Source organism: Bradyrhizobium barranii subsp. barranii, from assembly GCF_017565645.3.
Taxonomy (GTDB): Bacteria; Pseudomonadota; Alphaproteobacteria; order Rhizobiales; family Xanthobacteraceae; genus Bradyrhizobium; species Bradyrhizobium barranii.
This window is the reverse complement of the sequence record NZ_CP086136.1, coordinates 10578488-10604197: the sequence shown is the minus strand read 5'-3', so window position 1 is coordinate 10604197 and position 25710 is coordinate 10578488. Positions and strand designations below refer to the sequence as shown.

Annotated in this window: 20 protein-coding genes and 2 pseudogenes; 16 read left to right on the top strand and 6 right to left on the bottom strand. The window is 64.5% G+C overall.

What is annotated here, in order from left to right; genetic code table 11:
• Window positions 1-182: 182 nt before the first annotated feature.
• From pcaF to J4G43_RS51305, 6 genes are all read left to right on the top strand, one after another.
• Entirely contained in the window at window positions 183-1391 is a 1209-nt protein-coding gene (pcaF, locus tag J4G43_RS51330) for a 3-oxoadipyl-CoA thiolase (protein ID WP_071909016.1), read from the top strand.
• A gap of 99 nt (window positions 1392-1490) precedes the next feature.
• Window positions 1491-2384 carry a dioxygenase family protein gene (locus J4G43_RS51325; RefSeq protein WP_208083642.1) on the top strand — a complete coding sequence of 298 codons (894 nt, stop codon included), beginning with the start codon at window positions 1491-1493 and terminating at the stop codon, window positions 2382-2384.
• A gap of 119 nt (window positions 2385-2503) precedes the next feature.
• Complete coding sequence (gene pcaH / locus J4G43_RS51320) at window positions 2504-3205, top strand: protocatechuate 3,4-dioxygenase subunit beta (RefSeq protein ID WP_208083641.1); 702 nt, start codon at window positions 2504-2506, stop codon at window positions 3203-3205.
• The gene (gene pcaG, locus J4G43_RS51315) at window positions 3206-3796 is read left to right on the top strand and encodes a protocatechuate 3,4-dioxygenase subunit alpha (RefSeq protein ID WP_208083640.1); all 591 of its coding nucleotides are present in this window, start codon (window positions 3206-3208) and stop codon (window positions 3794-3796) included. It abuts the gene before it with no gap.
• A gap of 264 nt (window positions 3797-4060) precedes the next feature.
• Window positions 4061-5752, top strand: coding sequence for a methyl-accepting chemotaxis protein (locus tag J4G43_RS51310; RefSeq protein ID WP_208083639.1), 1692 nt, complete (start codon window positions 4061-4063; stop codon window positions 5750-5752).
• 48 nt (window positions 5753-5800) lie between these two features.
• Complete coding sequence (locus tag J4G43_RS51305; protein WP_208083638.1) at window positions 5801-6889, top strand: phosphotransferase; 1089 nt, start codon at window positions 5801-5803, stop codon at window positions 6887-6889.
• A gap of 132 nt (window positions 6890-7021) precedes the next feature.
• Here J4G43_RS51305 and J4G43_RS51300 read toward each other — a convergent pair whose 3' ends face one another.
• From J4G43_RS51300 to J4G43_RS51290, 3 genes are read right to left on the bottom strand one after another with little or no spacing between them, the layout of a single operon-like run.
• The gene (locus J4G43_RS51300) at window positions 7022-8578 is read right to left on the bottom strand and encodes an MDR family MFS transporter (protein ID WP_208083637.1); all 1557 of its coding nucleotides are present in this window, start codon (window positions 8576-8578) and stop codon (window positions 7022-7024) included.
• Window positions 8579-8582: 4 nt separating this feature from the next.
• The gene (locus tag J4G43_RS51295; RefSeq protein ID WP_208083636.1) at window positions 8583-9746 is read right to left on the bottom strand and encodes an HlyD family secretion protein; all 1164 of its coding nucleotides are present in this window, start codon (window positions 9744-9746) and stop codon (window positions 8583-8585) included.
• On the bottom strand, window positions 9739-10221 hold the full coding sequence (locus J4G43_RS51290; RefSeq protein WP_208083635.1) for a MarR family winged helix-turn-helix transcriptional regulator: 483 nt from the start codon (window positions 10219-10221) through the stop codon (window positions 9739-9741). The genes J4G43_RS51295 and J4G43_RS51290 overlap by 8 nt, the downstream gene beginning before the upstream one ends.
• A 155-nt stretch (window positions 10222-10376) precedes the next feature.
• On the opposite strand from J4G43_RS51290, the gene J4G43_RS51285 reads away from it, so the two are divergent.
• The 8 genes and pseudogenes from J4G43_RS51285 (at window position 10377) to J4G43_RS51250 (ending at window position 20035) form a co-directional block, all read left to right on the top strand.
• Window positions 10377-10871 carry a Fur family transcriptional regulator gene (locus J4G43_RS51285; RefSeq protein ID WP_038943833.1) on the top strand — a complete coding sequence of 165 codons (495 nt, stop codon included), beginning with the start codon at window positions 10377-10379 and terminating at the stop codon, window positions 10869-10871.
• Window positions 10872-10905: 34 nt separating this feature from the next.
• On the top strand, window positions 10906-11859 hold the full coding sequence (locus J4G43_RS51280) for a DMT family transporter (protein WP_208089211.1): 954 nt from the start codon (window positions 10906-10908) through the stop codon (window positions 11857-11859).
• Between the two features lie 12 nt (window positions 11860-11871).
• The gene (gene ispG, locus J4G43_RS51275; protein ID WP_085404046.1) at window positions 11872-13155 is read left to right on the top strand and encodes a flavodoxin-dependent (E)-4-hydroxy-3-methylbut-2-enyl-diphosphate synthase; all 1284 of its coding nucleotides are present in this window, start codon (window positions 11872-11874) and stop codon (window positions 13153-13155) included.
• A gap of 175 nt (window positions 13156-13330) precedes the next feature.
• Window positions 13331-14227 (top strand): annotated as a pseudogene (locus tag J4G43_RS51270) (TauD/TfdA dioxygenase family protein).
• 137 nt (window positions 14228-14364) lie between these two features.
• A complete protein-coding gene (locus J4G43_RS51265) occupies window positions 14365-16995 on the top strand; it encodes an SUMF1/EgtB/PvdO family nonheme iron enzyme (RefSeq protein ID WP_208083634.1) in 2631 nt (876 codons plus the stop codon).
• A gap of 81 nt (window positions 16996-17076) precedes the next feature.
• Window positions 17077-17508 (top strand): hypothetical protein, encoded by a 432-nt coding sequence (locus J4G43_RS51260; RefSeq protein WP_208083633.1) that lies wholly within the window; start codon window positions 17077-17079, stop codon window positions 17506-17508.
• A 311-nt stretch (window positions 17509-17819) separates the two neighbouring features.
• Window positions 17820-19088: an IS256 family transposase gene (locus J4G43_RS51255; RefSeq protein WP_208083632.1), complete on the top strand. Its 1269-nt coding sequence runs from the start codon at window positions 17820-17822 to the stop codon at window positions 19086-19088.
• A gap of 173 nt (window positions 19089-19261) precedes the next feature.
• Window positions 19262-20035, top strand: a complete 774-nt coding sequence (locus tag J4G43_RS51250; RefSeq protein WP_225005882.1) for an N-acetylmuramoyl-L-alanine amidase — start codon at window positions 19262-19264, stop codon at window positions 20033-20035.
• A gap of 96 nt (window positions 20036-20131) precedes the next feature.
• Here the strand turns inward: J4G43_RS51250 and J4G43_RS51245 are convergent, their stop codons facing one another.
• From J4G43_RS51245 to J4G43_RS51235, 3 genes and pseudogenes are all read right to left on the bottom strand, one after another.
• Window positions 20132-21742, bottom strand: coding sequence for a Na+/H+ antiporter (locus J4G43_RS51245; RefSeq protein ID WP_210387287.1), 1611 nt, complete (start codon window positions 21740-21742; stop codon window positions 20132-20134).
• A 46-nt stretch (window positions 21743-21788) separates the two neighbouring features.
• Complete coding sequence (bla, locus tag J4G43_RS51240; RefSeq protein WP_208083630.1) at window positions 21789-22658, bottom strand: class A beta-lactamase; 870 nt, start codon at window positions 22656-22658, stop codon at window positions 21789-21791.
• 150 nt (window positions 22659-22808) lie between these two features.
• Window positions 22809-23182: pseudogene (locus J4G43_RS51235) on the bottom strand (nuclear transport factor 2 family protein).
• Window positions 23183-23276: 94 nt separating this feature from the next.
• Between J4G43_RS51235 and J4G43_RS51230 the strand changes: the two are divergent.
• Window positions 23277-23705: a GFA family protein gene (locus tag J4G43_RS51230; RefSeq protein ID WP_208083629.1), complete on the top strand. Its 429-nt coding sequence runs from the start codon at window positions 23277-23279 to the stop codon at window positions 23703-23705.
• 172 nt (window positions 23706-23877) lie between these two features.
• Window positions 23878-25695, top strand: a complete 1818-nt coding sequence (locus tag J4G43_RS51225; RefSeq protein ID WP_208083628.1) for a caspase family protein — start codon at window positions 23878-23880, stop codon at window positions 25693-25695.
• Window positions 25696-25710 lie beyond the last annotated feature (15 nt).

Below are 25710 nucleotides of genomic sequence, written 5' to 3'. Positions count from 1 at the left end.
CCTACCGGTTTGGCCGGCGAGGGGAGGTTTTCCACGTTGTCCGCACCACGGCATGCATTGGCAGCGTGCGCCCCCCTCGGAACAAGCAAGAAACCGTCAATTGACCTGCCGCGGGCACCCTCCTAAAACTCCGCGGACATTGAAGAATTTGGGCCGGACCGCGGCATTCAGGGAGAACAACGATGCGTGACGTCTTTATCTGCGATGCCGTGCGGACCCCGATCGGCCGTTTCGGCGGGTCGCTCGCCAAGGTGCGCGCCGACGACCTCGCGGCGGCCCCGATCAAGGCGCTGATGGCCAAGCATCCCAATCTCGATTGGGCACAGGTCGACGAAGTCTTCTTCGGCTGCGCCAACCAGGCCGGCGAAGACAACCGCAACGTCGCGCGCATGGCGCTGCTGCTTGCGGGCCTGCCGGATTCGGTTCCCGGCCAGACCCTGAACCGGCTCTGCGCCTCCGGCCTCGACGCGGTCGGTGCGGCCGGCCGCGCCATCCGTTCCGGCGAGATCGAGCTTGCGATCGCGGGCGGCGTTGAATCCATGACCCGCGCGCCCTTCGTGATGGGCAAGGCGCAGGAAGCCTTTTCGCGCTCCGCCGAGATTTTTGACACCACCATCGGCTGGCGTTTCATCAATCCGCTGTTGAAGGCGCAGTATGGCGTCGACGCCATGCCGGAGACCGGCGAGAACGTCGCCGAGGAATTCCAGGTCTCGCGCGCCGACCAGGACGCCTTCGCCATCCGTTCGCAGCAGCGCGCGGGCGCGGCGATCGCGGCGGGTTATTTCGCCGAGGAGATCACGCCGATCACCATCCCCGGCGGCAAGGCGGGCCCGATCACGATCGACAAGGACGAGCATCCGCGCCCGGAGACGACGCTGGAAGGCCTGGCAAAACTGAAGCCGATCGTGCGCAATCCCGGCACCGTGACCGCCGGCAACGCCTCCGGCGTCAATGACGGCGCCGCCGCGATGATCCTGGCCTCTGAAGCCGCCGTGAAGAAGCATGGCCTCACCCCGCGCGCCCGCATCCTCGGCCTCGCCTCGGCCGGCGTGCCGCCGCGCATCATGGGCATCGGCCCGGTGCCGGCGACCCGCAAGCTGATGGAGCGCCTCGGCAAGAAGATCAGCGATTTCGACCTGATCGAGCTCAATGAGGCCTTCGCCTCGCAAGGCATCGCCTGCATGCGCCAGCTCGGCGTTGCCGACGATGCCGATTTCGTCAATCCGCATGGCGGTGCCATCGCGCTCGGCCATCCCCTCGGCATGAGCGGCGCGCGCCTCGCGCTCACCGCCGTCCACGGCATGGAAAAGCGCGGCGGCAAGCTCGCGCTGGCCACCATGTGCGTCGGCGTCGGCCAGGGTGTTGCGGTTGCGATCGAGAAGCTGAATTAAACTCTCTCCTCTCCCTCTCCCCGCTTGCGGGGAGAGGCGAAGATTCCGGGCTCGTTCGTTTCACTCGCGCCCGGAATGACGGGTAATCCGGAGACGAGCATGATCATCGAGCGCGAGCAGGACGTCACGGCTGCGGCATTGGCGGTGATGGAGCGGACGTCCGATCCGCGGCTGCGCCAGATCATGGTCTCCCTCGTCAAGCATCTGCACGCCTTCGTCCGCGATGTCCGCCTGACCGAGAAGGAATTCCGGGACGCGACCGCGATCGTGGCCGAGCTCGGCAAGCTCACGACCGACACGCACAACGAAGTCGTGCTGATGGCGGGCTCGCTCGGCGTCTCGCCGCTGGTGTGCCTGCTCAACAACGGCGATCAGGGCAATACCGAAACCGATCAGTCGCTGCTCGGCCCGTTCTGGCGGCTGAGCTCGCCGCGGGTCGAGAATGGCGGCTCGATCGTCCGCTCGGAGACGCCCGGCGCGCCGCTGTTCGTCAGCGCCCGCGTCATCAACAAGGACGGCCGTCCCGTCACGGGTGCGGAGATCGATGTCTGGCACGCCTCGCCGGTCGGTCTCTACGAGAACCAGGACCCTGATCAGGCCGACATGAACCTGCGCGGCAAGTTCACGACCGACCAGGACGGACGCTTCGCCTTCCGCTCGGTGATGATGGTGGGCTATCCCATCCCGACCAATGGCGTGGTCGGGCGCCTCCTCGAGGCGCAGAGCCGGCATCCCTATCGGCCCGCGCATCTGCACGCACTGATCTTCAAGCCCGGATTCAAGGTGCTGATCTCGCAGGTCTACGACCCCGCCGACCCGCATATCGACAGCGACGTGCAGTTCGGGGTGACGCAGGCACTGATCGGCAAGTTCCAGCGCCACGACACGCCGCATCCGACCGCACGAGACGTCCCGACCCCCTGGTATTCGCTCGACCACACCTACCGGCTGGAGGCCGGTGAGGCCGTACTGCCGCGTCCGCCGATCAAATAGGGCGGTCCTGCCGGGCGCAGGACACCTGCCAAACCCGCTTCCCTAGATTAGTTATGTTCTATAATGATCGGGGGAAGCGTTGACCGGCCGGAGCAAAATGGCCGGGGAGGAGTTCGCCAATGACATTCATCTATCCCGTCGACAGCAACAAGGCGCATCCGCTGCCGCTGTCGCCCGAGTACAAGAGCTCGATCAAGCGCGCGCCGAACAAGCCCTTGATCCCGATGCGCCACACGCTGTCGGAATTGACCGGCCCGGTCTACGGCCACGAGACCGTGCGCGAGGGCGATGCCGATCTCACCACCCAGCATACCGGCGAGCCGATCGGCGAGCGCATCATCGTGCACGGCCATGTGCGCGACGAGGACGGCCGCGGCGTGCCGAACTCGCTGGTCGAGATCTGGCAGGCCAATTCCTGCGGCCGCTACGTCCACGTCCGCGACCAGCACCCGGCGCCGCTCGATCCGAACTTCACCGGCGCGGGCCGCACCGTGAGCGATGCCGATGGCTACTACCGTTTCGTGACCATCAAGCCTGGCGCCTATCCCTGGGGCAATCACCACAACGCCTGGCGTCCCGCGCATATCCATCTGTCGGTGTTCGGCCATTCCTTCGTCACGCGCCTCGTGACGCAGATGTATTTCCCTGCTGACCCGCTGTTCCCGTTCGACCCGATCTTCAACTCGGTGCCGGACGAGAAGGCGCGGGCGCGGATGGTGTCGTCATTCGACCTCGAGAACACGCAGCCCGAATGGGCGCTGTGCTACCGCTTTGACATCGTGCTGCGCGGCAAGAACGCCACGCCAATGGAGAACACTTAAGTGCAGGACAACGGTATTACCCCATCGCAGACCGTCGGTCCGTTCTTCAAATACGGCCTGACACCGACCGGCGAATACGCCTGGAACGACGCGTTCACCAACTCGACGCTGACGCCCGACGTCACCGGCGATCGCCTCCGCATCGAAGGCCGCGTGTTCGACGGCGACGGCGTCGTGGTGCCCGACGTCATGCTGGAGATCTGGCAGGCGGATGCGCAGGGCCGCTTCGCCGACCCCCAGGACAAGCGCGCGTTGCCCAATGCCAGCTTCCGCGGCTTTGCCCGCTGCGGCACCGACAAGGACGGCAATTATTCCTTCGACACCGTCAAGCCGGGCGCGGTGCCCGATCCCGACGGCAAGCCACAGGCGCCGCACATCGTCCTTGCGGTGTTCGGTCGCGGCATGCTGCGGCATCTTTACACCCGCATCTATTTCAGCGACGAGGCCGGCAATGCCACCGATCCCGTGCTGGGACTGGTGCCGGCCGATCGCCGCGCGACGCTGATCGCGACGCGCGAGGCGGGGAAGGCGGTCTATCGGCTCGACCTGCGGCTTCAGGGCGACGACGAGACGGTCTTCTTCGACATGTGAGGCAGCAACGCGTGGCGGCGATATCGACAGCCGCCACGCGTTTCTCATCCAGCGCAACTGAGCTGGTTGCTGCGTTTCATCGGGCCTGAGACGTTTCTGTTCGTGCCCTGAGTTGGTCTCGCTGACTCACAAACGACCGACTGACGTCCTCTTTTCGTAATTTTCCGGTGCCCGCGGGATACAATTTCCGCGCGAAGCAATCCCGTGTTTACCGCAGTTGTTTAGGGTCCGTTCGGATTTCGACCTGCGCCATTGGATTGTTTCATGAAAATTCGTCTCTCGCTTTCTTCTGCGGTCATTGCATTCGGGATCGTTCTCGCCATCGGCTTTACTGCCGTCGTCTCGACCAGCCTTTACGCCCTGCGCGAGCTCAAGGTCGGCGGTCCGCTTTATTCCGACATCAAGCTCGGCAACGACCTCATCGCGGACATCCTGCCGCCGCCCGAATATGTGATCGAAGCCTATCTCGAGGCCACGCTCGCCATGCGCGAGCCGGACCAGCTGTCGGCCCATGGCGAACGCCTGGTCCAGCTCCGCAAGGATTACGACGAGCGCAAGGCATTCTGGACCACCTCCAGTCTCTCCACCGATCTGAAGACGGCGCTGGTGTCGAAATCCGACGCCGAGGTGCAGAAGTTCTGGAAGCTTCTGTCCGACCAGCTCCTGCCGGCCCTCAAAGCCAAGGACGTGGCCGGCGCCGAACGCGCCTATGCGCAGCTCAAGGACGCCTATACCGCACACCGCGCCATCATCGACAGCATCGTCGAGAGCGCCAACAAGCAGAATGCGGACATGGAGAAGCTGGCCGCCGAACGCGACAGCTCGATCCTCTACATTCTCCTCGGCGTCTCCGCAGCCGTCCTGGCCCTCATTGCCGCAGGCCTGCTCGGCGTCGCGCTTGGCGTGGTGCGCCCGATCGTACGCATGACGGACACGATGCAGAAGCTCGCGACCGGCGAACTCGCTGTCGACATCCCCTTCGCGCACCGCCAGGACGAGGTCGGCTCGATGGCGGGGGCGCTCCAGGTGTTCAAGCTGGGGGCGATCGAGAATTCGCGGCTGCGCGAGGAGCAGTTGCGGAAGGAGCAGGAGGCCGCGACGGCCAAACGCGGCGCCCTGCACCAGATGGCGGAGACCGTCGAGCGCGAGACCGGCCGCTCGGTCGATTCTGCGAGCGTGGCAAGCCAGGGCGTCGAACGGGCCGCCTCCAGCCTGTCCGAGATCGCCCGGTCGCTGTCCGCGGAGTCGCAGGCGGTCGCCTCGGCGTCCACCCAGGCGCTGGGCAGCTCGCAGACCGTCTCGGCCGCGGCCGAACAACTGAGTGCCTCGATCCGGGACATCGCAACGCAGGTGGCGCGGACCAGCACGGTCACGAAATCGGCGGTCGCCGGCCGCGAGCAGGCGCGTTCGACCATCCAGGCGCTGGCGGGCGCGGTGAAGAAGATTGCGGAGGTCTCCGACCTCATTGGCGGCATCGCCGGCCAGACCAACCTCCTGGCGCTCAACGCCACGATCGAGGCCGCGCGGGCCGGCGAGGCCGGCCGCGGCTTTGCGGTCGTTGCGGCCGAAGTGAAATCCCTGTCCGACCAGACCGCCAAATCCACCGAAGAGATCGGGCGCCTGATCGCCGAGGTTCAGGCCTCGACCCAGGCCGCAGTCGATGCCGTCGAGACGATGGGAGGCCACATCGTCGAGATCGACGGCGTGGCGACGTCGGTCGCGGCGGCGATGGAAGAGCAGGACTCCGCGACGAGGGAGATCGCGCGGTCGATTTCCGAATCGGCATCCGCTGCGAAGGAGGTCTCGGCCAAGATCGCTAATGTCAGCCGCGACGCCGCCTCGGTGGACGCGCGCGCCACGGAGGTGAGGCAGGCGATCGCGGGCATGGCGGCCAACCTGGAATCGCTGCGTTCGGTCGTCGTCCGGACTGTGCGCGACTCGACCGCAGCGGCTTGAGCCGGGCGCGAGGTCTGCGGCTGGTGCGTGGGGTCGTGATCGTGCAGTATGGCGCGGGACAGGGGCATCGTGGTCATGACACCTCCACAACTGCCGGCGGTCGTTGAGCCCGCCCAACTGACGGCTGCGCTGCGCAGGGGTGGCGTGCTGGACGCTGGCGCGGTGCGCGAGGTGAAGGTGCTGCATCAGCGTGACACCGTCGTGTCACACATCGTCCGCCTCGGCCTGCGTTATGTCGGGGAATCCGCCGGTGCGCCGCAATCGCTGATCCTGAAGACCGCCAATTCCGCGTTTGCGCAGACACTCGCCAATGCCGGCCGGCACGAGGTGGCGTACTACACGCAGCCTGCGCCGAAGATGCCGCTGGGACTGGTGCCGCGCTGCTTCGACGCGCATTTCGACGAGGAGAGCCTCGCCTGGCACCTGCTGCTCGAGGATCTCACTGACAGCCACGAGGTCGCAACGCAATGGCCGCTGCCGCCGTCACGCGAGCAGGCGATCGCGATCGTCACGACGCTGGCGCGCTGGCATGCGGCCTGGTGGGACCATCCCGATCTCGGCGAGACCCTCGGCAGCTGGGCGAGCACCGAAGACAGCACGCAGCACATGGAGGCGTTTGCAGGTCATTACGACCGCTTTGCCGATTTGCTCGGTGACCGTCTCAGCGAGGAGCGACGTCTCATCTACCGTCGCCTCATCAATCAGTCGGCCCGGCTATCCGAGCGCTATCATTCGCGCCGTCATCTCAGCATCACCCATGGTGATGCCCATAGCTGGAATTTCCTGCTGCCCCGCACCGGTGTCGCCGATACCGCGCGCATCTTCGACTTCGACCTGTGGGGCATCGACGTCCCGACCAACGATCTCGCCTACATGATGGCGATGCAATGGTACCCGGAGCGACGGCAGGCGCTCGAACGCTGGCTGCTCAATTTCTATCATGACACGCTGATCGAAAGCGGCATCACGGGCTACACGCGAGGTGCGCTCGATCGCGACTACCGTTGGTCCGTGCTCTGGCACATCACCAAGCCGGTCTGGCAGTGGAGCATCAACATCCCGCCGTTGATCTGGTGGAATAATCTGGAGCGGGTGATGATGGCGGTGGACGATTTGGGCTGCGAGGAGTTGTTGTAGAAGCTCGTGCCACCTGTTCGCTGTCGTTGCCCGGCTTGACCGGGCGACCCAGTATTCCAGAGACGGTTGTGGGATTCGGAGAAGCTGCGGCGTACTGGATGCCCCGGTCAAGCCGGGGCATGACACCTGTGGTTACTCCATCACCGCATGTTCCGGCCCCGCGGCCTGCTTGCGCAGCGTGGCCTTGGTCGAGCCGATCAGCAAGGCGAGCGGGATGGTGCAGAGGATGAAGATCATCACCAGCATATAGTCGTGCGCAAACGCGATGATCTGGGCCTGCACGCTGACCATCCTGTCGGCCATGGCGCGGCCGGCGTCGGTGGAGAGATTGATCATGCCGCTGACGCTGGGCATCTGGAGCGCGTGGTTGAACGGATTGATATACTCGGACAGGATCGCGTAGGTCCGCCGCGTTCCCTGCGTCAGCTCGGCGATGACGACGGAGATGCCGACCGAGCTCGCCACGTTGCGCATCAGGGTCAGCATCGCGGTGCCGTCGGTACGCAGCTCGTTCGACAATGTCAGGAACGCCACCGTCGAGAGCGGCACGAAGACGAGGCCGAAGCCAAAGCCCTGGACGACACTGACGGTGACGATCTCCGGCACCTGGGTCAGGTCGGTCCACCCGGTCATCTGGAACAGCGAGCCCGCGGTCAGCGTCAGGCCGGTGATGATCAGCGTGCGCGCCTCGAAATAACGCATCATGCGGCCGACCAGCATCATGGCGAAGAAGGTGCCGAAGCCGCGGCTCGCCAGCAGCAGGCCGGCGGTGATGATGGGATAGCCGATCACGTTCTGCATGTAGGGCGAGGCCAGCGCCATGGTCGAGAACAGCACGAGCCCCATCACGACCATGAACATGCAGCCGGTGACGAAGTTGCGATCCTTGAACAGCGCGAAGCGGATGAACGGCGTCGACGTCGTGAAGGAGTGCGCGAGGAAGAAGTAGAAGGCGACGGCCGAGACGATGAACTCTGCGATGATCTCATTGGATTCGAGCCAGCCCAATTGCTCGCCCCTGTCCAGCGCGAGTTGAAGCGAGCCGATCGCGACCGCCAGCGCGGCAAAGCCGAACCAGTCGAATTTGAGGCTGATATCCTTCCGGGTCTCGTCCATGAAGACGATCAGGCCGAGCACGGTGATGGCGCCGAACGGCAAATTGACGAAGAACACCCAGTGCCAGGAATAGGTCTCGGTCAGCCAGGCGCCGAGCGAGGGGCCCATGATCGGGCCCATCATCACGCCCATGCCCCAGATCGACATCGCCTTGGCGCGTTCCTGGAGCGTGTAATAATCGAGCATGACCGATTGCGACAGCGGCACCAGGGCCGCGCCGAACACGCCTTGCAGCAGACGGAACAGCACCATCTGGTTGATGTCCTGCGCCAAGCCGCACAGCACGGATGCGAAGGTGAAGCCGGCGGCGCAGATGATGAAGATGCGCTTGCGGCCGAAGCGGTTGGCGATCCAGCCGACCGGCGCCGTCATGATCGCGGCGGCGACGATGTAGGAGGTCAAGACCCAGTTGATCTGGTCCTGCGAGGCCGACAGTGAGCCCTGCATGTAGGGCAAGGCGACGTTGGCGATGGTGGTGTCCAGCGCCTGCATGATGGTCGCGGTCATGGCGCAGATCGTCACCATGTTCCGGCGCAGGCCGGGGACCATCAGGCTGGCATTGGGGCCGGACATCGGATCAGTCCTTGTCCTGGTTCGCCGTCGCCGACAATCCGAACAGGCCGGCGAGCGAGCGCTTGTGGCCGGTGTCGATGGTGGCGTAGACGCTCATGCCGGCCTTCAGCTTCCGCACGTATTTGTCGGTCTCGTCGAAATAGATCCTGATCGGCACGCGCTGCACCACCTTGACGAAGTTGCCGGTGGCGTTCTGCGGCGGCAGGATCGCGAATTGCGCGCCGGTGCCGGGCGAAAGCGAGCCGATCTTGCCCTTGAAGAGGTGGTTCGGGAATGCGTCGACCTCGAGCGTCACAGGCTGTCCCTCGGTGACGTAGGTGAGGTCGCTCTCCTTCGGATTGGCGTCGACCCAGGGGTGGGCGACGTCGATGATGGAGAACACCGGCGTGCCGGCGGTGACGTAGCGGCCGAGCTGAATCTGCTCGACCTGCGTCGCAACGCCGCTCATCGATGCCCGTACCACGGCGTGGTCGAGATTGCGCTCGGCATTGTCGAGCTTGGACTTGGCCTGCGCGTAAGGCGGGAATTTCTCCAGCGGCAGGTCGGTGTCGCCGAGCAGCTGCGTCTTGGCCGTCGAGATCTGCTGCTTGACGTATTGCGCGATCGAACCTGATGTGACCAGCGCGTTCGCGGAGTTGTCGAGGTCGAGCTGCGAGCCGTAGCTGTTCTTCACCAGCGCCTGCTTGCGCTCGACGTCGCGCTGCTTCAGGTCGACGCCCTGTTGCGCGAGGTTGAGCATGTCGCCGTAGATCTTGATGTTGGCGCGGAGGTTGTCATAGGTCGACTGCGCCTGCATCAGCTGCGCCCTGGCCTCGTCCACCGCGAGGCGGAACGGCACGGGATCGATCTCGAACAGCTCGTCGCCCTGCTTGACGATCTGGCCTTCCCTCACGACGACCTTCTGGATCTTGCCGGAGATGTCGGGCGTCACCAGGACCTTCTGCGCGCCGACAAAGGCATCGTCAGTGCCGACATAGCGGCCGCCGTTCAGATAGAAGGTGAGGCCGCCGACGGCGACGACGAGCGGCAGCACGACCAGGAGCAGGAAGCGGCGGTAGCGGCGCAGGCCCGCCACCAGGCGGCGGCGCGGATCGGTGCCGGCTTTCTTGGTGGGCTTGCCGCTGTCGCTCTTCTGCTCGGGCTGGAACTTGAGGACCTGATCAGCCATAGCGCTGCTCCTTACGCGCTTGTTCCGCGCCGGATGTCTGGATCGCGTTACGCACGTTTTCCTTGATGGATTCGAGTTGGGTGAGGAGACGGTGGGCGTCCGCCGGGCTGATGCCGTCGAGTGCGTTCGCCGTGAGTTCCGATTTCAGGCCGCCCATCTTGCCGAGCAGCGCACGGCCGGCCTTCTTGAGATAGAGGCGCTTGACGCGGCGGTCCGAGGCGTCGCTGCGGCGCTCGATCCAGTCGCTGTCGCAGAGCTTGTCGATCAGGCGCGTCAGCGTGATCGGCTGCATCTCCAGCAACTCGGCGAGTTCCGACTGCTTCATGCCCTCGCTGCGCTCGACCTTGGCCAGGACCGCCCATTGCGCGCGGGTGATGCCGAAGCGCGATGCCTCCTTGTCGGCATAGACCCGCAAGAGGCGGTAGAGTTCACCGAGCGTAAACAGGAAGTTCTGGTCGACGGACCCGCGGGTCATAACGTTATCTCCAATGAGCTTGACTATAATAAGCAAGCTTATGATTATTTCGTGGCGGATTAGCGGGACGCTGTCCCGCAGCAAGAGCATGGCTGACAGGCGCATTCCCGGTCGCGCTTTGGGTTCCACGGCCGAAATGCTAGAAGGCAGGCCACATGACCCTCGCAAAGCCGGCATTTCCGACGCCTGACCACGATCACGGCCGCTGCACCGCGGACGCGCTGGCGCACGCCGAGACGGTTTGCGAGGCTCGCGCGCAGAAATTCACGCCGATCCGCCGCCAGGTGCTGGGGGCGCTGCTGTCCAGCCACCGGCCGCTCGGCGCCTATGAGATCATCGACGAATTGGCAAAGTCGATGCCGCGGCCGGCGCCGATCACGGTCTACCGTGCGCTCGATTTCCTGATGGCCAACGGCCTCGTGCACCGCATCGAAAGCCGCAACGCCTATCTCGCCTGCGCCGCCCACGACCACGACGCGACCTCGGCGGTGGCGTTCCTGATCTGCGAGCGCTGCGGCCTGGTCGGCGAGATCCCGTCGGCATCCTTCGCCAAGGACCTCAATGCCGCCGCGCGCAGCTCAGGCTTCGCACCAAAACTGTCCGTGGTGGAGATTACGGGCGTCTGCGCCCATTGTCAGAAAGCTGCATAAAGCAACAACGGCGCAAGCCGGTATTCGGGAAGAAATGTCCGCACCACAAGCCATACCGTCCGCCGGTCGCCCCCTCAGTGCCGGCGCCATCGCCCTGATGCTCATGCTGTGCCTGACCTGGGGTTTCAATCAGATCGCAGTGAAGCTGGTGCTGCCGGAGGTGCCGCCGATGCTCCAGGCGATGATCCGCTCGATGGGTGCGTTGCCCGTGCTGTTCATTATCGGCAGCTTGCGCGGCGTCAAATTCTTCGAGCGCGACGGCACGTGGAAGGCCGGCCTCGTCGCCGGGCTGATGTTCGGCGTCGAGTTCGTGCTGATCTTCCAGGGCCTGCGCCTGACCTCGGCCTCGCGCGCGGTGGTGTTCCTCTACACGGCGCCGTTCTTCGTCGCGCTCGGGTCCTACCAGGTGCTCGGCGAGCGGCTCGGCGGCACCCAATGGCTGGGGCTGGCCGTGAGCTTTGCCGGAGTTGCGCTCGCGATCGGCGTGCCGCAGCCCAATGTGGATTCGCACATCCTGCTCGGCGATCTCCTGATCGTGGCCGGCGCAGGGCTTTGGGCGGCGACCACACTGGTCGCCAAGGGCACCCGGCTGCGCTTCGCGGCGCCGGAAAAGGCACTCGGCTATCAGGTCGCGACCTCGATCCCGATCCTGGGCACGGCCGCCTGGCTGTTTGGCGAGACCATCACCCAGACCCCGTCGCCGCTGTCGCTCGGCCTGATGGCCTTCCAGGCGATCTGGGTGGTTGGAACCACGTTCACGCTTTGGTTCGCGCTGGTGAAGTCCTATTCGGCCAGCAAATTGTCGGCTTTTACCTTCATCACCCCTTTGTTTGGCGTGGTGGGTAGCTATTTCATCATGCACGACACCTTGAGCCTGACATTCGGGGCCGCTGCGATCCTTGTAATTGCTGGGCTTTTTCTGGTTAACCGTCCCAGCTCAACGGCTGCGGCGCCGCGCGATGCATTGCTCAACGTCACCAAAACCTGATATTTGGACCCCATGAACAAGCTCGAAAACCCCATCGATTCCGACATCGCGGGCCCGGCGCCCCGGCACCGGACCACCCAGGTCAAGGTCGGCGACGTCGCCGTCGGCGGCGGTGCGCCGATCGTCGTGCAGTCGATGACCAACACCGACACCGCCGATATCGACGGCACCATCGCCCAGGTCGCAGCGCTTGCGCGCGCCGGCTCCGAAATGGTCCGCATCACCGTGGACCGCGAGGAGGCCGCCGCCGCCGTTCCGCATATCCGCGACGGCCTCGCCAAGCGCGGCATCACCACGCCGCTGATCGGCGACTTCCACTATATCGGCCACAAGCTGCTCGCGGCCTATCCGGCCTGCGCCGAGGCGCTCGCCAAATACCGCATCAATCCCGGCAATGTCGGCTTCAAGGACAAGCGCGACACCCAGTTCGCCGACATCATCGAGATCGCGAACAAGAACGGCAAGCCGGTCCGCATCGGCGCCAATTGGGGCTCGCTCGACCAGGAGCTGCTGACCAAGCTGATGGACGAGAACGCCGCGTCCGCCAATCCGCGCGACGTGCGCGCGGTGACGCGCGAGGCCATGGTGCAGTCGGCGCTGCTCTCGGCCGCGCGCGCCGAAGAGCTCGGCATGCCCAAGAACCGCATCATCCTGTCGGCCAAGGTTTCGGCCGTGCAGGATCTGATCGCGGTCTATCAGGATCTCGCGGCGCGTTCCGATTACGCCATCCATCTCGGTCTCACCGAGGCCGGCATGGGCACCAAGGGCATCGTGGCCTCGTCGGCCGCGCTCGGCATCCTGCTTCAGCAGGGCATCGGCGACACCATCCGCATCTCGCTGACGCCGGAGCCCGGCGGCGACCGCACCCGCGAAGTGCAGGTCGGCCAGGAATTGCTGCAGACCATGGGCTTCCGCACCTTCGTGCCGCTGGTTGCGGCGTGCCCCGGCTGCGGCCGCACCACATCGACCACGTTCCAGGAGCTGGCGAGCTCGATCCAGGCGTTCATCCGCGACGAGATGCCGGGCTGGAAGACGAAATATCCGGGCGTCGAAGAGCTCAACGTCGCGGTGATGGGCTGCATCGTCAACGGCCCCGGCGAATCCAAGCACGCCAATATCGGCATCTCGCTGCCGGGCACCGGCGAAGCGCCGGCCGCGCCCGTGTTCGTCGACGGCAAGAAGTTCCGCACGCTGCGCGGCCCCACCATCTCCGCCGACTTCAAGGCGCTGGTGATCGACTACATCGACCAGCGCTACGGCCAGGGCGCCAAGGTGCCGGTGACCGCGGCGGAGTAGGCGCCCACTCAACATTGAAATTGTAGGGCGGGTTAGCGCAAGCGTAACCCGCCTTATTTTTTGCGCGAACGTGAAATCCGGGGCGCTGCCCACCGCGGAACGACCGTTGCCGGATTGCGCTTCGCTGCGTCCGGGCTACGATGGCCCCAATCAACAATGATTGGGAGCAACACCCATGAGCTCGCTATCCGGCAAGCAAGGTCCGCGCTACCGCCACACGGCCGAGGACGGCGCGCCCTACGAGACCATTGCGGTCGAAAAGCTCACCCCCATCATCGGCGCGGAAATATCCGGCGTCGATATCGGCAGCCTCGTCGATGGCGATGCCCGCTCCAACCGGCAGATGGACGAGATCCACCGCGCGCTTGCCGAAAACCTCGTCATCTTCTTCCGCGATCAAGACATCACGCCAAAACAGCATCTCGCGTTCGGCCGCTAGTTCGGCGAGCTGCATTTCCATCCCGCAGCACCTCACGAGGACGAAGACCTGGCGCTGATGAAGATCTACGCCGACAAGAACTCGCCGCGCGCCAATGGCGAGGGCTGGCACTCCGACGTGTCCTGCGATCTCGAGCCGCCGATGGGCTCGATCCTCTACATCAAGCAGTGCCCGCCGCGCGGCGGCGACACGCTGTTCGCCAACATGTACGCGGCCTATGAGGCGCTGTCGGACCGGATGAAGGCGTATCTCGACGGGCTGACCGCGCTGCATGACGGCGAGCCGATCTATCGCGGGCTTTACGCCAATTACGGCGTCGCCGATCGTCCGTCCTATCCGAGCGCCGAGCATCCGGTGGTGCGCACGCATCCGGTCACGGGCAGGAAGGCGCTCTACGTCAACCGCGGCTTCACCCGGCACATCAACGGCATCCCGCGCGACGAGAGCGATGCGATGCTCGCCTATCTCTACCAGCACGCCGAGAACCCGCTGTTTCAATGCCGCTTCCGCTGGACCGAGAACGCCATCGCGTTCTGGGACAACCGCTGCACCCAGCACCGCGCGATGTGGGACTACTGGCCGCACACGCGCTCGGGCACGCGCGTGACGGTGAAGGGGGAGCGGCCGGTTTAAGTCGCCACCGTCGCCAATCGCTCAGTGACCTGAATCACGGACTTGGTATTGCCCCCGTCGAATGATGTGGGCTCGTGGTGCTGCTTGCAGGGGCTACAACCAGCGATATACTCGCAAAGGGCGATTTGGGGAGAATTATGCGCTGGGTGGCGGCTACCATTCTTGCGCTCGTTTTTTACGGGTTCGCGGGTCAGGCGCTGGCCGAGAAGCGCGTCGCTCTGGTGATTGGCAATTCGTCGTACCGGAATGTCCCGAGCCTTCCGAATCCCCGGAATGACGCCGCCGAGATTGCCTCCCTGTTCAGATCTGCAGGATTTTCCGCGGTCGATGCCCGCCGTGATCTTGGGATTTCAGACATGCGGCGCGCGATCAGCGATTTCGCCGAGATGGCAAGCGATGCCGACGTGGCCGTCGTCTATTTCGCCGGCCATGGCATCGAGGTCGATGGTGCAAACTACGTCATCCCCGTCGACGCGAAGTTGTCCCGCGATTTCGACATTGAGGACGAAGCCATTTCCCTCGATCGCATTCTGAAATCGATCGAGCCCACCAAGCGGCTTCGCCTCGTCATCCTGGATGCGTGCCGGGACAACCCGTTCTTGAAGACCATGAAGCGAACCATAGCGTCCCGATCGATCGGTCGCGGGTTGGCGAAGGTCGAGCCGGCGATATCCGATACGCTGATTGCCTTCGCGGCCAAGGCCGGATCGGTTGCGTTGGACGGCGATGCCAAAAACAGTCCCTTCACGGCCGCGCTGCTGCACAACATCGCCGCTCCCGGCTTGGACTTGAGGATTGCATTCGGCCGAGTTCGCGACGAAGTGCTGAAGGTCACCAATCGTCACCAGGAGCCGTTCGTCTATGGATCACTGGGCGGCTCTGTCATCTCGATCGTCGATGCACCGAAACTGCCGCCACCGCCAACGACGGATGACATCGTCTGGAACGCCGTGAAGGATTCGACCTATCCGGCCGTGTTCGAGGAGTTCATCGCAAAGTTTCCGACGACGCCACATCTGAAGGCGGCGGAATCACGGCGTGATGAGCTCAAGCAGGCGCAAGCTGTGGCTGCCGCGCGCATACCCCCGCCGCCGACCGCCGACGAAATCGTCTGGGCGGCGATCAGGGATTCGAACTATCCCGCGATCTTCGATGATTTCCTCAGCAAGTTTCCAGCCAGCAAGCATCGAGGCGAGGCGCAATCGCGCGCCGACGAGCTGCAAAAGCAGATCGCTGCCGCTGCCGCCCGCGTTCCACCGCCTCCGACCGCCGACGAGGTCGTCTGGGATGCCATCAAAGGCTCGACGTATCCGGCAATCTTCGATGATTTCGCCAGCAAATTTCCGGCAAGCCCGCATCTGGCGGACGCCAAGGCGCGCAGGGACGAGCTGAAAAAACAGATTGCCGCCACGCAAGCTCCGCCACCTCCCGCCGCCGAGGACATCGTCTGGGCCGCGATCAAGGGATCGCGCGATCCCGCGATCTTCGATGAGTTCGTGAGTAAATATGCGGCGAGCCCGCACATCGCGGCCGCACGACAGCGCGGGGATGACCTGAGGAAGGAGATCGCTGCTGCTCAAGCGCCGCCACCTCCGCCTGCAGATGAGATCGTCTGGAACGCGATCAAGGAGTCGCACGACCCCGCGATCTTCGAGGAATATTCCGCCAAATATTCGAACAGTTCGCACGTCTCCGCCGCGCTGTCGCGTCGTGACGAGCTGAAGAAGGAACGCGCGGCGGCAGCGGCACCTCCTCCGCCCCCGCTCGCAACCGACGAGATCGTCTGGAACGCGATAAAGGACGGCCGGTCGCCGGCAATGTTCGAAGAATTTCTGAGCAAATTTCCCGAAAGCTCGCGGTCGGCAGAGGTTCGCGAACGGCTCAAGGCGTTACAGGCGGTGCAGGTGGCCTCCACCAACGCCACGCTTCCGGCTCCTGACACGACCCAGCAGCGCGAAGGATTGACGGCGCTCGGCATCAAGGTGTTGTCCGATTCGGAAGAGGCGGCTCTGAAGCAGAAGGCCAGCTTCAAGGAATGTGAAAAGTGTCCGGAGATGGTTGTGGTCCCGCCGGGCGCGTTCATGATGGGGACGTCGGAGAGTGCATCGAAACGCACCGCGGAATCGTCTCGCCACAAGGTGACGTTCGCCCATTCATTCGCGGTTGGCCGTTACGCTGTCACGTTTGCGGAATGGGACGCCTGCGTCGTCGATGGGGGATGCAATGGGTACAAGCCCTGGGACAACGGTTGGGGCCGCGGGAGACGACCGGCGATCAACATTTCCTGGTCGGATGCCAAGAGCTATGCAGCCTGGTTGTCGGCCCGCACCGGCAAGACGTACCGCCTCCTGAGCGAAGCCGAGCGGGAATATGTGACGCGCGCGGGAACGACGTCATCGTTCTGGTGGGGAGTCTCCGTGTCTCGGGGCCAGGCCAACTACGATGACAGGGCCAGCCAGGACAAGAATGCAAAGGGTGCCTCCGGGCAAAAGACGGCTCCTGTCGATTCCTTCCAGCCGAATCCGTGGGGCCTCTATCAGGTGCACGGCAATATCTGGGAATGGGTCGAGGATTGCGTCAACGACACTTATGAGGGCGCGCCTGTGGACGGGAGTCCTTGGCTGAAAGGCCGATGCGAGCAGCGTGTCCTCAGGGGAGGCTCCTGGGTCAGCAAGGCGGATGCAGTCGAAGCGGGGAGCCGTTACGGCGTGCAGTCCGAAGGACGCGTGAGCAACGTTGGATTTCGAGTCGCGAGAACCTTGAGATAGCCGGGCACGAGTGCATCGGCCTCGCCAGCCGGAACAATCCCATACAATAACTCTAAGATTTTTTCATTGAAGACTTATGAAATGACAACCTACCCGGTACGCCTACCGTCGGCCCTCTTGATCAAAATCACCGCGGGGCTCGTCCTGTTCTTCGGAATCCTCTGTGGCGCACATGCGGGCGGGGGGAACACGTCGCTCGTCGTGAAATCGGGCGAGGCAAAGGAAATCTGCAAATGCGGCGGACACTGGCGCGTCGACAGCAGTGGCAAGGTCTGGCCCGTCAGCATTGAAGTCGTGACTCCGCCGAAGAGCGGTGCCGTGACGACGCGAGCGAGCACCGGGCAACGCAAATTGAGAAGCGGAGAGGCCAAGACCGTGCGGCTCACCAGCGTGGTGTACCAATCCAAGAAGGGGTATGTCGGTGAAGACTCCTTCACGTATCGGCGCGTGACGGCGGACCCTGCCGACCCGGATAATGGCAAGGTATACACAGTCGCCGTCACCGTCAGGTAATTGCGATGGGGGCGGATAGGAGCCCTAAGATCTGCCCCCTTCGGCCTGCGATAAAGGCGGCGATTACGCTGCGCCAACCCACTTCACGAAGCCGTGCTTGCGTTGACGTCTTCCCGCGTCCGCGCCAATCTTCCCGAAAATCAAATCGGGAGGATCCGCCATGCTCCGCGCCGAGGACAACAAGTTCCTGACCGAGTCCGGCTCGGGGACGGGAGAGCTATGGCGGAATCTGGGTGATGACGGTGTGAGGAAGGCGGCGTATCGAGGCGGGTGACGAGCCTGCCAGAACCTCTCGAGGAGAGCGATACGCCATGACCGAGACTACCAATGTTCTTGCTTTCCGTCAGCCGTCCGCGGTTGATGATCCACTGACCGATATCGTTCGAGCCGGCGCGCGGGACCTGCTTGCCAGGGCGATCGAGATCGAGGTTGGCGCGTTTCTGGCCAGCAAGGCCAATCTGACGCTGCCCGACGGTCGAGCGCGCCTGGTCCGACATGGGCACGGTCCGGTGCGCGAGATTGCGACCGGCATCGGTCCGGTGGAGGTCGCTCGTCCCAAGGTCCGCGACCGCGGAGCGAGCGGGCCAGGCGACCGCCTCCGCTTCAGTTCGGCAATCCTGCCGCTATGGGCGCGGCGGACGAAGAGCCTGGATGCCTTGATCCCGGTCCTCTATTTGCGCGGCATCTCGACCGGCGACTTCCAGGAGGCGCTCTCGGCGCTGCTCGGCAAGGATGCGCCGAACCTGTCGCCTTCGGTGATCGCCGGCCTGAAGGCCGATTGGCAGGTCGAGTACGAACGCTGGCAGAGACGCGATCTGTCGGCGCGTCGCTATGTCTACATCTGGGCCGATGGCGTGTACCTGCAGGCCCGCATGGAAGATCACAGCGAATGCATGCTGGTGCTGATTGGCACCACGCCGGAAGGCAAGAAGGAGCTGATCGGCTTCCAGGTCGGCGTGCGCGAGAGCGCGCAGAGCTGGCGCGAACTCCTGATCGACCTGCGGCAACGCGGGTTACGGATTGCCCCGCAACTCGCCATCGGCGACGGCGCCCTCGGCTTCTGGAAGGCACTGGACGAGGCCTTTCCCGGCACGCGGCACCAACGATGCTGGTGCCATAAAGTGAGCAACGTACTCGACAAGGTCGCCAAATCCGTGCAGGGCCCCATGAAGAACGACCTGCGGAACATCTATCTGGCCCCACACCGGGCCGAAGCTGAAACCGCGATCGACGTCTTCGTCGAGAAATACCACGTCAAATACGGACGTGCGGTGGAGTGCCTGATCAAGGATCGCCATGCGCTGCTCGCCTTCTTCGACTTCCCTGCTGAGCACTGGATCCACCTACGCAGCTCGAACCCGATCGAGAGCGTCTTCGCCACGGTGCGCCACCGAACGGTGCGGACCAAGGGATCGCTGTCGCAACAAACTGCGAAGCTGATGGTGTTCAAGCTCATCGACGCCGCATCGAAGACCTGGCGGCGATTGAAGAGCACGAACCAGTTGCCGAAAGTCATCGCCGGTGTAAAGTTCATCGACGGAATCGAAGTCATTCCGAACACTGAAAGCCACGCCGCCTGATCAGGCCGCGTCACCCAAAATCAGCCATAGCTCGGGACGGGAATGGGCGAGTCGTTGCGATCGTCGTGCAGCGCTTCGGCGACGTCGCGGACTTCGTCGGCAGGCCGAGGATCGCGGCCGCGGAGTAGGACTTGTCGTTAGGACGGGGCATCGTCACAATTCTCCTCGTGTCGATGGTCGCGCTGTTGCTTCCGTCGGTCGACGCGGGCCGTGCTGCTTCCGCCCGGAAGGTTGCGAAAGCCAGACCTAGGCCTGCGCCCGCACCAGCCAAATGTGAGATGCCGAAATTCCGGATCGTCGTCGACGTCGGGCATACCCCGGACTCCTACGGCGCTCTCAGCGCGCGCAATGATCCGGAGTTCGGCTTCAACTTCCGGCTCGCAAGGCTGATCACGGCAAAACTCAAAGCCGAAGGCTTTGCCGCAACCCGGTTGCTCGTCACCGACGGCAAGGCGCGGCCGAGCCTGTTCAAGCGCGTCAGTGCCGCGAATGACGGCCGGGCCGATCTCGTGCTGTCGATCCATCACGACTCAGTGCCGGACAAGCTGCTCGAGACCTGGGAATTCAACGGCGCAAAGAGCTATTTCAGCGACCGCTTCTCGGGCCACTCGCTGTTCGTGTCCGAGCGCAATCCGCACTTCACCAGCAGCCTGAAGCTGGCCCGGATGATCGGCAGACAGTTGAAGGAGCAGGGGCTGCACTACGCCAGCCAATACACCCTGCCGGTGATGGGCCGCTACCGGCGCCAGCTGCTCGACAAGGATGTCGGCGTCTACCGCTATGACGGGCTCGTCGTGCTGTCGCGAACGCGAAGCGCGGCAGTGCTGCTCGAAGCCGGCTCGATCATCAACCGCGACGAGGAGATGGAGATGAACTCGTCGGAGCGGCAGGAGTTGATTGCGGGCGCCGTTGCGGCGGGGGTCGGGGAATTCTGCGAGAGGCGATAGTTGGCGCTGCCTTCATTGCGAGCGAAGCGAAGCAATCCAGAGTCGTTCCACGGCAGCAGTCCGGATTGCTTCGCTTCGCTCGCAATGACGAAAAAGCTACAGCGGCACCCCGCGATACTCCCTGTTCGCCAGGCTTGCCTCTTCCAGGTCCAGGTCGCGCTCGATCCGGCGCCGTGTCTCGTCGGTGATCTTGCCGTCGCGCAGGAGGTCGTGGATGAACTTTCGCTCGGCGACGATCAGGTCGCGGGTCAGGGCGGTGCCGGCGGCGGAGACGTCGTGATGGTTGGGGTCGAGTGAATCCGGAAGCTGGTTGACACGAATCTCGTGACGCGCGCGCAGGAGCCGCATCACCTCGTCCGACACATCCTTTTCCTCGGTCATTGCGTCGAGCGACTTCAGCGCCGCCTCGAGCGCCTGGCGGCGTGCCGAGATCTCGGCCTCGTGCTCGGCGACATGCTCGTTGCGGCCGGCCTCGGCGACACCGAGCCAGCGCACCACCGGCGGAAGCGTCAGGCCGACGCCGATCAGCGTCACGAAGATGACTCCGAAGGCGACGAACAAGATCAGGTCGCGATACGGGAAGGCATTGCCATCAGGCAACGTGAACGGCAGCGCCAGCGCGGCCGCCAGCGACACCGCGCCGCGCACGCCGGTGAAGGCGAGCACGAACGGCCATTGCCATGGCGGCGATGGGTCACGCTTGCGCAGGCTCTTGCTCAATATCCGCGGCAGATAGATCGCAGGATACAGCCAGACGAAGCGTGCGATGACGATGACCGCCAGGACCACCGCGGTCGCGATCATGATATCGTCGAGCGGAAACGCCTTCGACTTCTCGTAGAGTGCCCGCATCTGGAAGCCGGTGAGCAGGAATAGCAGGCCCTCGATCAGGTAGATGATGAGATCCCAGAAGAAGATGCCTTGCAGGCGGGTCGACGCCGAGATCAGCAGCGGCCCGTTCCAGCTCACATAGAGGCCGCAGGCCACGGTCGCGATCACGCCGGAGCCGCCGATATGCTCGGGCAGCCAGTAGGACACGTAGGGCGTGATCAGCGACAGCGTCAGCTCGACCTGCGGATCCCTGGACCATTTGCGGAAGCGAAGGGAGAGCCAGCCAATGCCGATGCCAAAGGCGATCTCGCTGGCGACGATGAGGATAAACTCGCCGGCCGCCAGCGGCAGCGAGAAATGGCCGACCATGATGGCCGCAAGCGCGAAGCGGTAGAGGATCAGGGCGGTCGCGTCGTTCGCGAGCCCTTCGCCCTCGAGGACGACCAGGAGCCGGCGCGGTATGCTCAGACGGCGCGCGATCGCGAGCGGCGCCACCACGTCGGGCGGAGCGACGATGGCGCCCAGCAGGAATCCGATGGTCCAGGGCAGGCCGATCACATAATGCGTGGCACTCGCCACCAGCGCTGCGGTGAAGATCACCGCGCCGATCGCGAGCAGCACGATCGGCCGCAGATTGTTCCTGAACTCGCGCCAGCTCATCGCGACGCTCGCCGAGTAGATCAGCGGCGGCAGCACCATCAGCAGCACCAGTTCCGGCGGCAGTTCCACCGGCGGCATGCCCGGCACGAAGGCGAGGCCGACGCCGGACAGCATCAGGAGAATGGCGGGCGCGATGTTGAAGCGGCGGGCGACCAGCGCGGTGCCGGCCAGCACCGTGAGCAGGATGAGAAAGGTCTGAAATTTCGCTGCGATCATGGCCTGTCTTGGCCCGGAAGCGGCCAAAAGGTCAATGCGTCGCGGCTCACGCCAGCCGTTCGGCCACCATGCGTCCGACGCGCGCGAACGCGGCTTCGATCTGCGCGGCGTTGGGCCTCCCGCCCTGGGTATAGGCCGCGATCAGGATTGGTACATCCGCCTTGTTGTCGAGCTTGGGCCAGACGACCGCGATATCGCCCGACGCATCCTTGCCGTTGTTGCCGGTCTTGTCGCCGATCTTCCAGCCTGCCGGCAGGCCGCCGCGCAGCCGGTTGGCGCCGGTCTTGCAGTCCACCATCCATTCGGTGAGCTGGGTCCGCGAGGCCGGCGACAGTGCTTCGCCTACCACCAGCCGCTTCAGATTGCCGGCCATCGCCGCCGGCGTCGTGGTGTCCCGGGGATCGCCGGGCGGTGAGCGGTTGAGCTCGGGCTCGTTGTGGTCGAGCCGCGAGGTGGTGTCGCCGAGCGATCGCCAGAAGGCCGTGAGCGCGGCGGGGCCGCCGATCCGCGCCAAGAGCAGGTTGGCGCAGGTGTTGTCGCTGAGCTCGACGATGGCCTTGCACATGTCGGTGACCGACATCGCGCCGGCGGTGAGATTTTGTTTGGCGACCGGCGCGTAGTCGAGCAGGTCGGCCTTGCCGTAGGGGATCATGGCCGCAAGCTGCTCCTCGCCGCGATCGGCCCGCGCCAGCACGCAGGCCGCGAGCGAAGCCTTGAACGTCGAACACATGACGAAGCGCTCGTCGGCGCGCCATGCGAGCTTCGCGCCAGTCGTGAGGTTCTCGGCATAGACCCCGATCCGCCCGCCGCTCTCGCGCTCGTAGGATTCGAGCTCCGGCGGTGCGTCTACGGCGAGCGCGGGGGAGGCGGCCATCCAGCACAGCGAGGCAAGCAGGGTACGGCGGTCGAGAGGCATAGGGGACTTTCAGACATCGTCATTGCGAGCGCAGCGAAGCAATCCAGAATCTCTCCGCGGAGACAGACTGGATTGCTTCGCTGCGCTCGCAATGACGGAAAATCAAAGGCGAGTTCGTCAGAATTCGGGCAGCGGAAGGGTCGTCCCCGCTCACTCCGTCAGATCATATCGGTACGATTTCGACACGATCTGCCAGCCGTCAGCCAGCTTCATCGCCACCAGATAATCCGTGAAAAAGCGCGGCGGCAGCTGGCACCTGACCTTGATGAAGGCGGTCTGTCGTCCGAGCGGTCGATGGTGACGATGAAATCCTCGCGCGGCTTGCCTTCGGCCTTGCCGGAAGGGCGCTTGCGGACGCGATCGAGCCAGTCGGGCACGGTCAGCACCTGAAGCTCACCCTTCTCGACCCAGCGCAAATCGGCGGAGGGATGGAAGATGGCGCCGAGTTTTTCGGCATCGCCCTCGTAAAGTCCGTCGAAATAGGATTGCACGACGGCTTCGACGCTCGAACGGTTCTGGCTCATGGGTCACCCCTTTGAATGATGGCTCGGGGCGAACTTAGTCGTACACATCAAAATGCGCTATGGGTGTCTGCGCCAATTGCGCGAGGACGCTGGAATGACCGGATCAGAAAATTCGAACGCTCGGATCCTCACCGGCGAATGCTATTGCCGTGCCGTGCGCTACGAGGTCGCGGACGCGTTCTCTTACGCGCTGAACTGCCACTGTTCGAACTGCCGCCGCACCACCGGCTCCGCCTTCAAGCCATTCGCCGGGATCGTGCAGGACAAGCTGCGCATCGTCCGTGGCGAGGACCAGCGCCTCATCTATGGCGACGACACAACCCACGACGCGCACTGCGCCCGCTGCGGCTCGCTCCTTTATTCCCGGGTGCGCGAGGGAAAATGGGTCCATGTCGCCATGGGAACCCTGGTTGACGCCCCCTCGATCCGGCCGAGCGCCCACATTTTCGTGGGCTCGAAGGCGCCCTGGCATGTGATCACGGACGAGCTGCCGCAATACCGGGGACACATCGGGGGTGACTGAGCGCATACTTGGCCTGCGCCAGCGAACCGCTATCGCTCTGGCGAGACTAAAGAGTTCCTTGGCAGTTTGCAGGCGTCGTCTTCGTGATCTCCATCACAAATGCGATGGCGGATTCTGCTAAGGCAATCCCCAAAGGGCGACCGAATTGCTCCCGATCTCTGGAAGTTCTGTCATGCGTAGCCTGCTCGGACTTTGTCCGCTTTTTCTGGCTCTCTTGTTCGGCGCTGCGCCCGCTCTCGCCGGAAAGCGCGTGGCGCTGGTCCTTGCCAACTCGTCGTATCAGTACGCGCCGTCGCTCGCGAACCCCGTCAATGACGGTGCAGTGATGGCCGAGACGCTGAAGGACGCCGGCTTCGAAATTGTGGAGTCCCGGCATGATCTGTCCGCGTTGGAGACGCGGCGCGTGCTGCGCGATTTTGCCGATGTGACGCGCGATGCCGACATCGCCGTGATCTACTATGCCGGCCACGGTATCGAGGTCGAAGGCTCGAACTATCTGATCCCTGTTGACGCCAAGCTCGAACGCGACACCGATGTCTACGACCAGGGGCTGTCGCTCGACCGCGTCCTGGTCACGGTCGAGCCCGCCAAGCAGCTTCGCCTGGTGATCCTCGACGCCTGCCGCGATAATCCGTTCGGCAAGACCATGAAGCGCACGGTTGTCTCGCGCGGCATCGGCCGCGGCCTGGCCCAGGTCGAGCCGAACAGCCCCAACACGCTGATCGCCTACTCGGCCAAGGCCGGCTTCACGGCGCAGGACGGCGACGGCGCCAACAGCCCGTTTACGGTCGCGCTGTCGAAGCATCTGACGACGCCGGGCCTCGACGTCCGCCGCGCCTTCGGCTTCGTGCGCGACGACGTGCTCAAATCGACCGGCAACAAGCAGGAGCCGTTCGTGTACGGCTCGCTCGGCGGCGAGGACGTGCCGCTGGTGCCGGTCAAGGTGGTCGCGGCCGCTCCGGTGGCGCCGGTGGTGAACCCGCAGGCGGCCGATATCCGCCGCGACTACGAGCTCGCGCTCCAGGTTGGCAACAGGCCGGCCTGGGAGGCATTCCTGGCCCAGCATCCTGACGGCTTCTATGCGAATCTCGCCAAGCTTCAGGTCGAAAAAATCGGTGCCGAGCAGGCCCATGCGGCGGCCACCGAGAAGGCGAAGCAGGCCGAGGCCGAACGCGATCGTCTTGCCGCCCTCGGTGCGCAGAAGGATGCGCAGGCCAAGGCCGCGGCTGATGCGAAGGCCGCCGAGCAGGCGCAGCTCGCCGCGCAGAAGGCCAAGGAGCAGGTGCAGCAACAGGCGGCCGCGGCCGAGCAGCAGCGCGTCAACCTCGCCGCAGCGGCGCCAGGTGCTGCACCCGCCAGCACGGCGAGCCCCGCCGGCGCCAGCGTCGCTTCGCTGACGCCGACGACCACGCCGGTCGACCTCAGCCGCTTGGTGCAGACCGAGCTCGGCCGCGTCGGCTGCTTCTCCGGGCAGGCCGATGGCAACTGGAATACGACTTCGCGGCGCTCGCTGTCGCAGTTCAACCGTTACGCCGGCACCAGGCTCGACGTGAAAGTGGCGAGCACCGATGCGCTCGATACCGTCAAGTCAAAGCCGTCGCGCGTCTGCCCGCTGGTCTGCGAGCACGGCTTCAAGGCCGACGGCGACAAGTGCACGAAGATCGTTTGCCGTGAGGGCTATGCGATCAACGACGACAATGCGTGCGAGAAGCAGCGCGTCGCCAAACCTGCGACGGCCAAGCCCGCGACTGCCAAGCGCGACGACGGCGATGAGCGTCCCGCACGGCAGCGCCGTCAGGCCGGTGGCGCGGCGGGCGGCGATGGTGCCGCCGCGGGCATTGCGGCTGCCGCGAGCGCCGGCCGCGCCTCGGGTGGCGGGCAGATTTTCTGCAATGGCGGCAGCTGCCGCCCGGTCAACCGTGGCTGTCATCTCGAATATCGCGGCGGCGGCGGCCCCGGCAACGACGCCAATGCCGAGGTGTGCAACTAGGACCGCGCCATCGAC

Bases quoted from the DNA above. Each gene is read 5' to 3' on its own strand.
- pcaF (WP_071909016.1), top strand. From the start codon at position 183: ATGCGTGACGTCTTTATCTGCGATGCCGTGCGGACCCCGATCGGCCGT.
- J4G43_RS51325 (WP_208083642.1), top strand. From the start codon at position 1,491: ATGATCATCGAGCGCGAGCAGGACGTCACGGCTGCGGCATTGGCGGTG.
- pcaH (WP_208083641.1), top strand. From the start codon at position 2,504: ATGACATTCATCTATCCCGTCGACAGCAACAAGGCGCATCCGCTGCCG.
- J4G43_RS51310 (WP_208083639.1), top strand. From the start codon at position 4,061: ATGAAAATTCGTCTCTCGCTTTCTTCTGCGGTCATTGCATTCGGGATC.
- J4G43_RS51305 (WP_208083638.1), top strand. From the start codon at position 5,801: ATGGCGCGGGACAGGGGCATCGTGGTCATGACACCTCCACAACTGCCG.
- J4G43_RS51300 (WP_208083637.1), bottom strand. From the start codon at position 8,578: ATGTCCGGCCCCAATGCCAGCCTGATGGTCCCCGGCCTGCGCCGGAAC.
- J4G43_RS51295 (WP_208083636.1), bottom strand. From the start codon at position 9,746: ATGGCTGATCAGGTCCTCAAGTTCCAGCCCGAGCAGAAGAGCGACAGC.
- J4G43_RS51290 (WP_208083635.1), bottom strand. From the start codon at position 10,221: ATGACCCGCGGGTCCGTCGACCAGAACTTCCTGTTTACGCTCGGTGAA.
- J4G43_RS51285 (WP_038943833.1), top strand. From the start codon at position 10,377: ATGACCCTCGCAAAGCCGGCATTTCCGACGCCTGACCACGATCACGGC.
- J4G43_RS51280 (WP_208089211.1), top strand. From the start codon at position 10,906: ATGTCCGCACCACAAGCCATACCGTCCGCCGGTCGCCCCCTCAGTGCC.
- ispG (WP_085404046.1), top strand. From the start codon at position 11,872: ATGAACAAGCTCGAAAACCCCATCGATTCCGACATCGCGGGCCCGGCG.
- J4G43_RS51265 (WP_208083634.1), top strand. From the start codon at position 14,365: ATGCGCTGGGTGGCGGCTACCATTCTTGCGCTCGTTTTTTACGGGTTC.
- J4G43_RS51260 (WP_208083633.1), top strand. From the start codon at position 17,077: ATGACAACCTACCCGGTACGCCTACCGTCGGCCCTCTTGATCAAAATC.
- J4G43_RS51255 (WP_208083632.1), top strand. From the start codon at position 17,820: ATGACCGAGACTACCAATGTTCTTGCTTTCCGTCAGCCGTCCGCGGTT.
- J4G43_RS51250 (WP_225005882.1), top strand. From the start codon at position 19,262: ATGGTCGCGCTGTTGCTTCCGTCGGTCGACGCGGGCCGTGCTGCTTCC.
- J4G43_RS51245 (WP_210387287.1), bottom strand. From the start codon at position 21,742: ATGATCGCAGCGAAATTTCAGACCTTTCTCATCCTGCTCACGGTGCTG.
- bla (WP_208083630.1), bottom strand. From the start codon at position 22,658: ATGCCTCTCGACCGCCGTACCCTGCTTGCCTCGCTGTGCTGGATGGCC.
- J4G43_RS51230 (WP_208083629.1), top strand. From the start codon at position 23,277: ATGACCGGATCAGAAAATTCGAACGCTCGGATCCTCACCGGCGAATGC.
- J4G43_RS51225 (WP_208083628.1), top strand. From the start codon at position 23,878: ATGCGTAGCCTGCTCGGACTTTGTCCGCTTTTTCTGGCTCTCTTGTTC.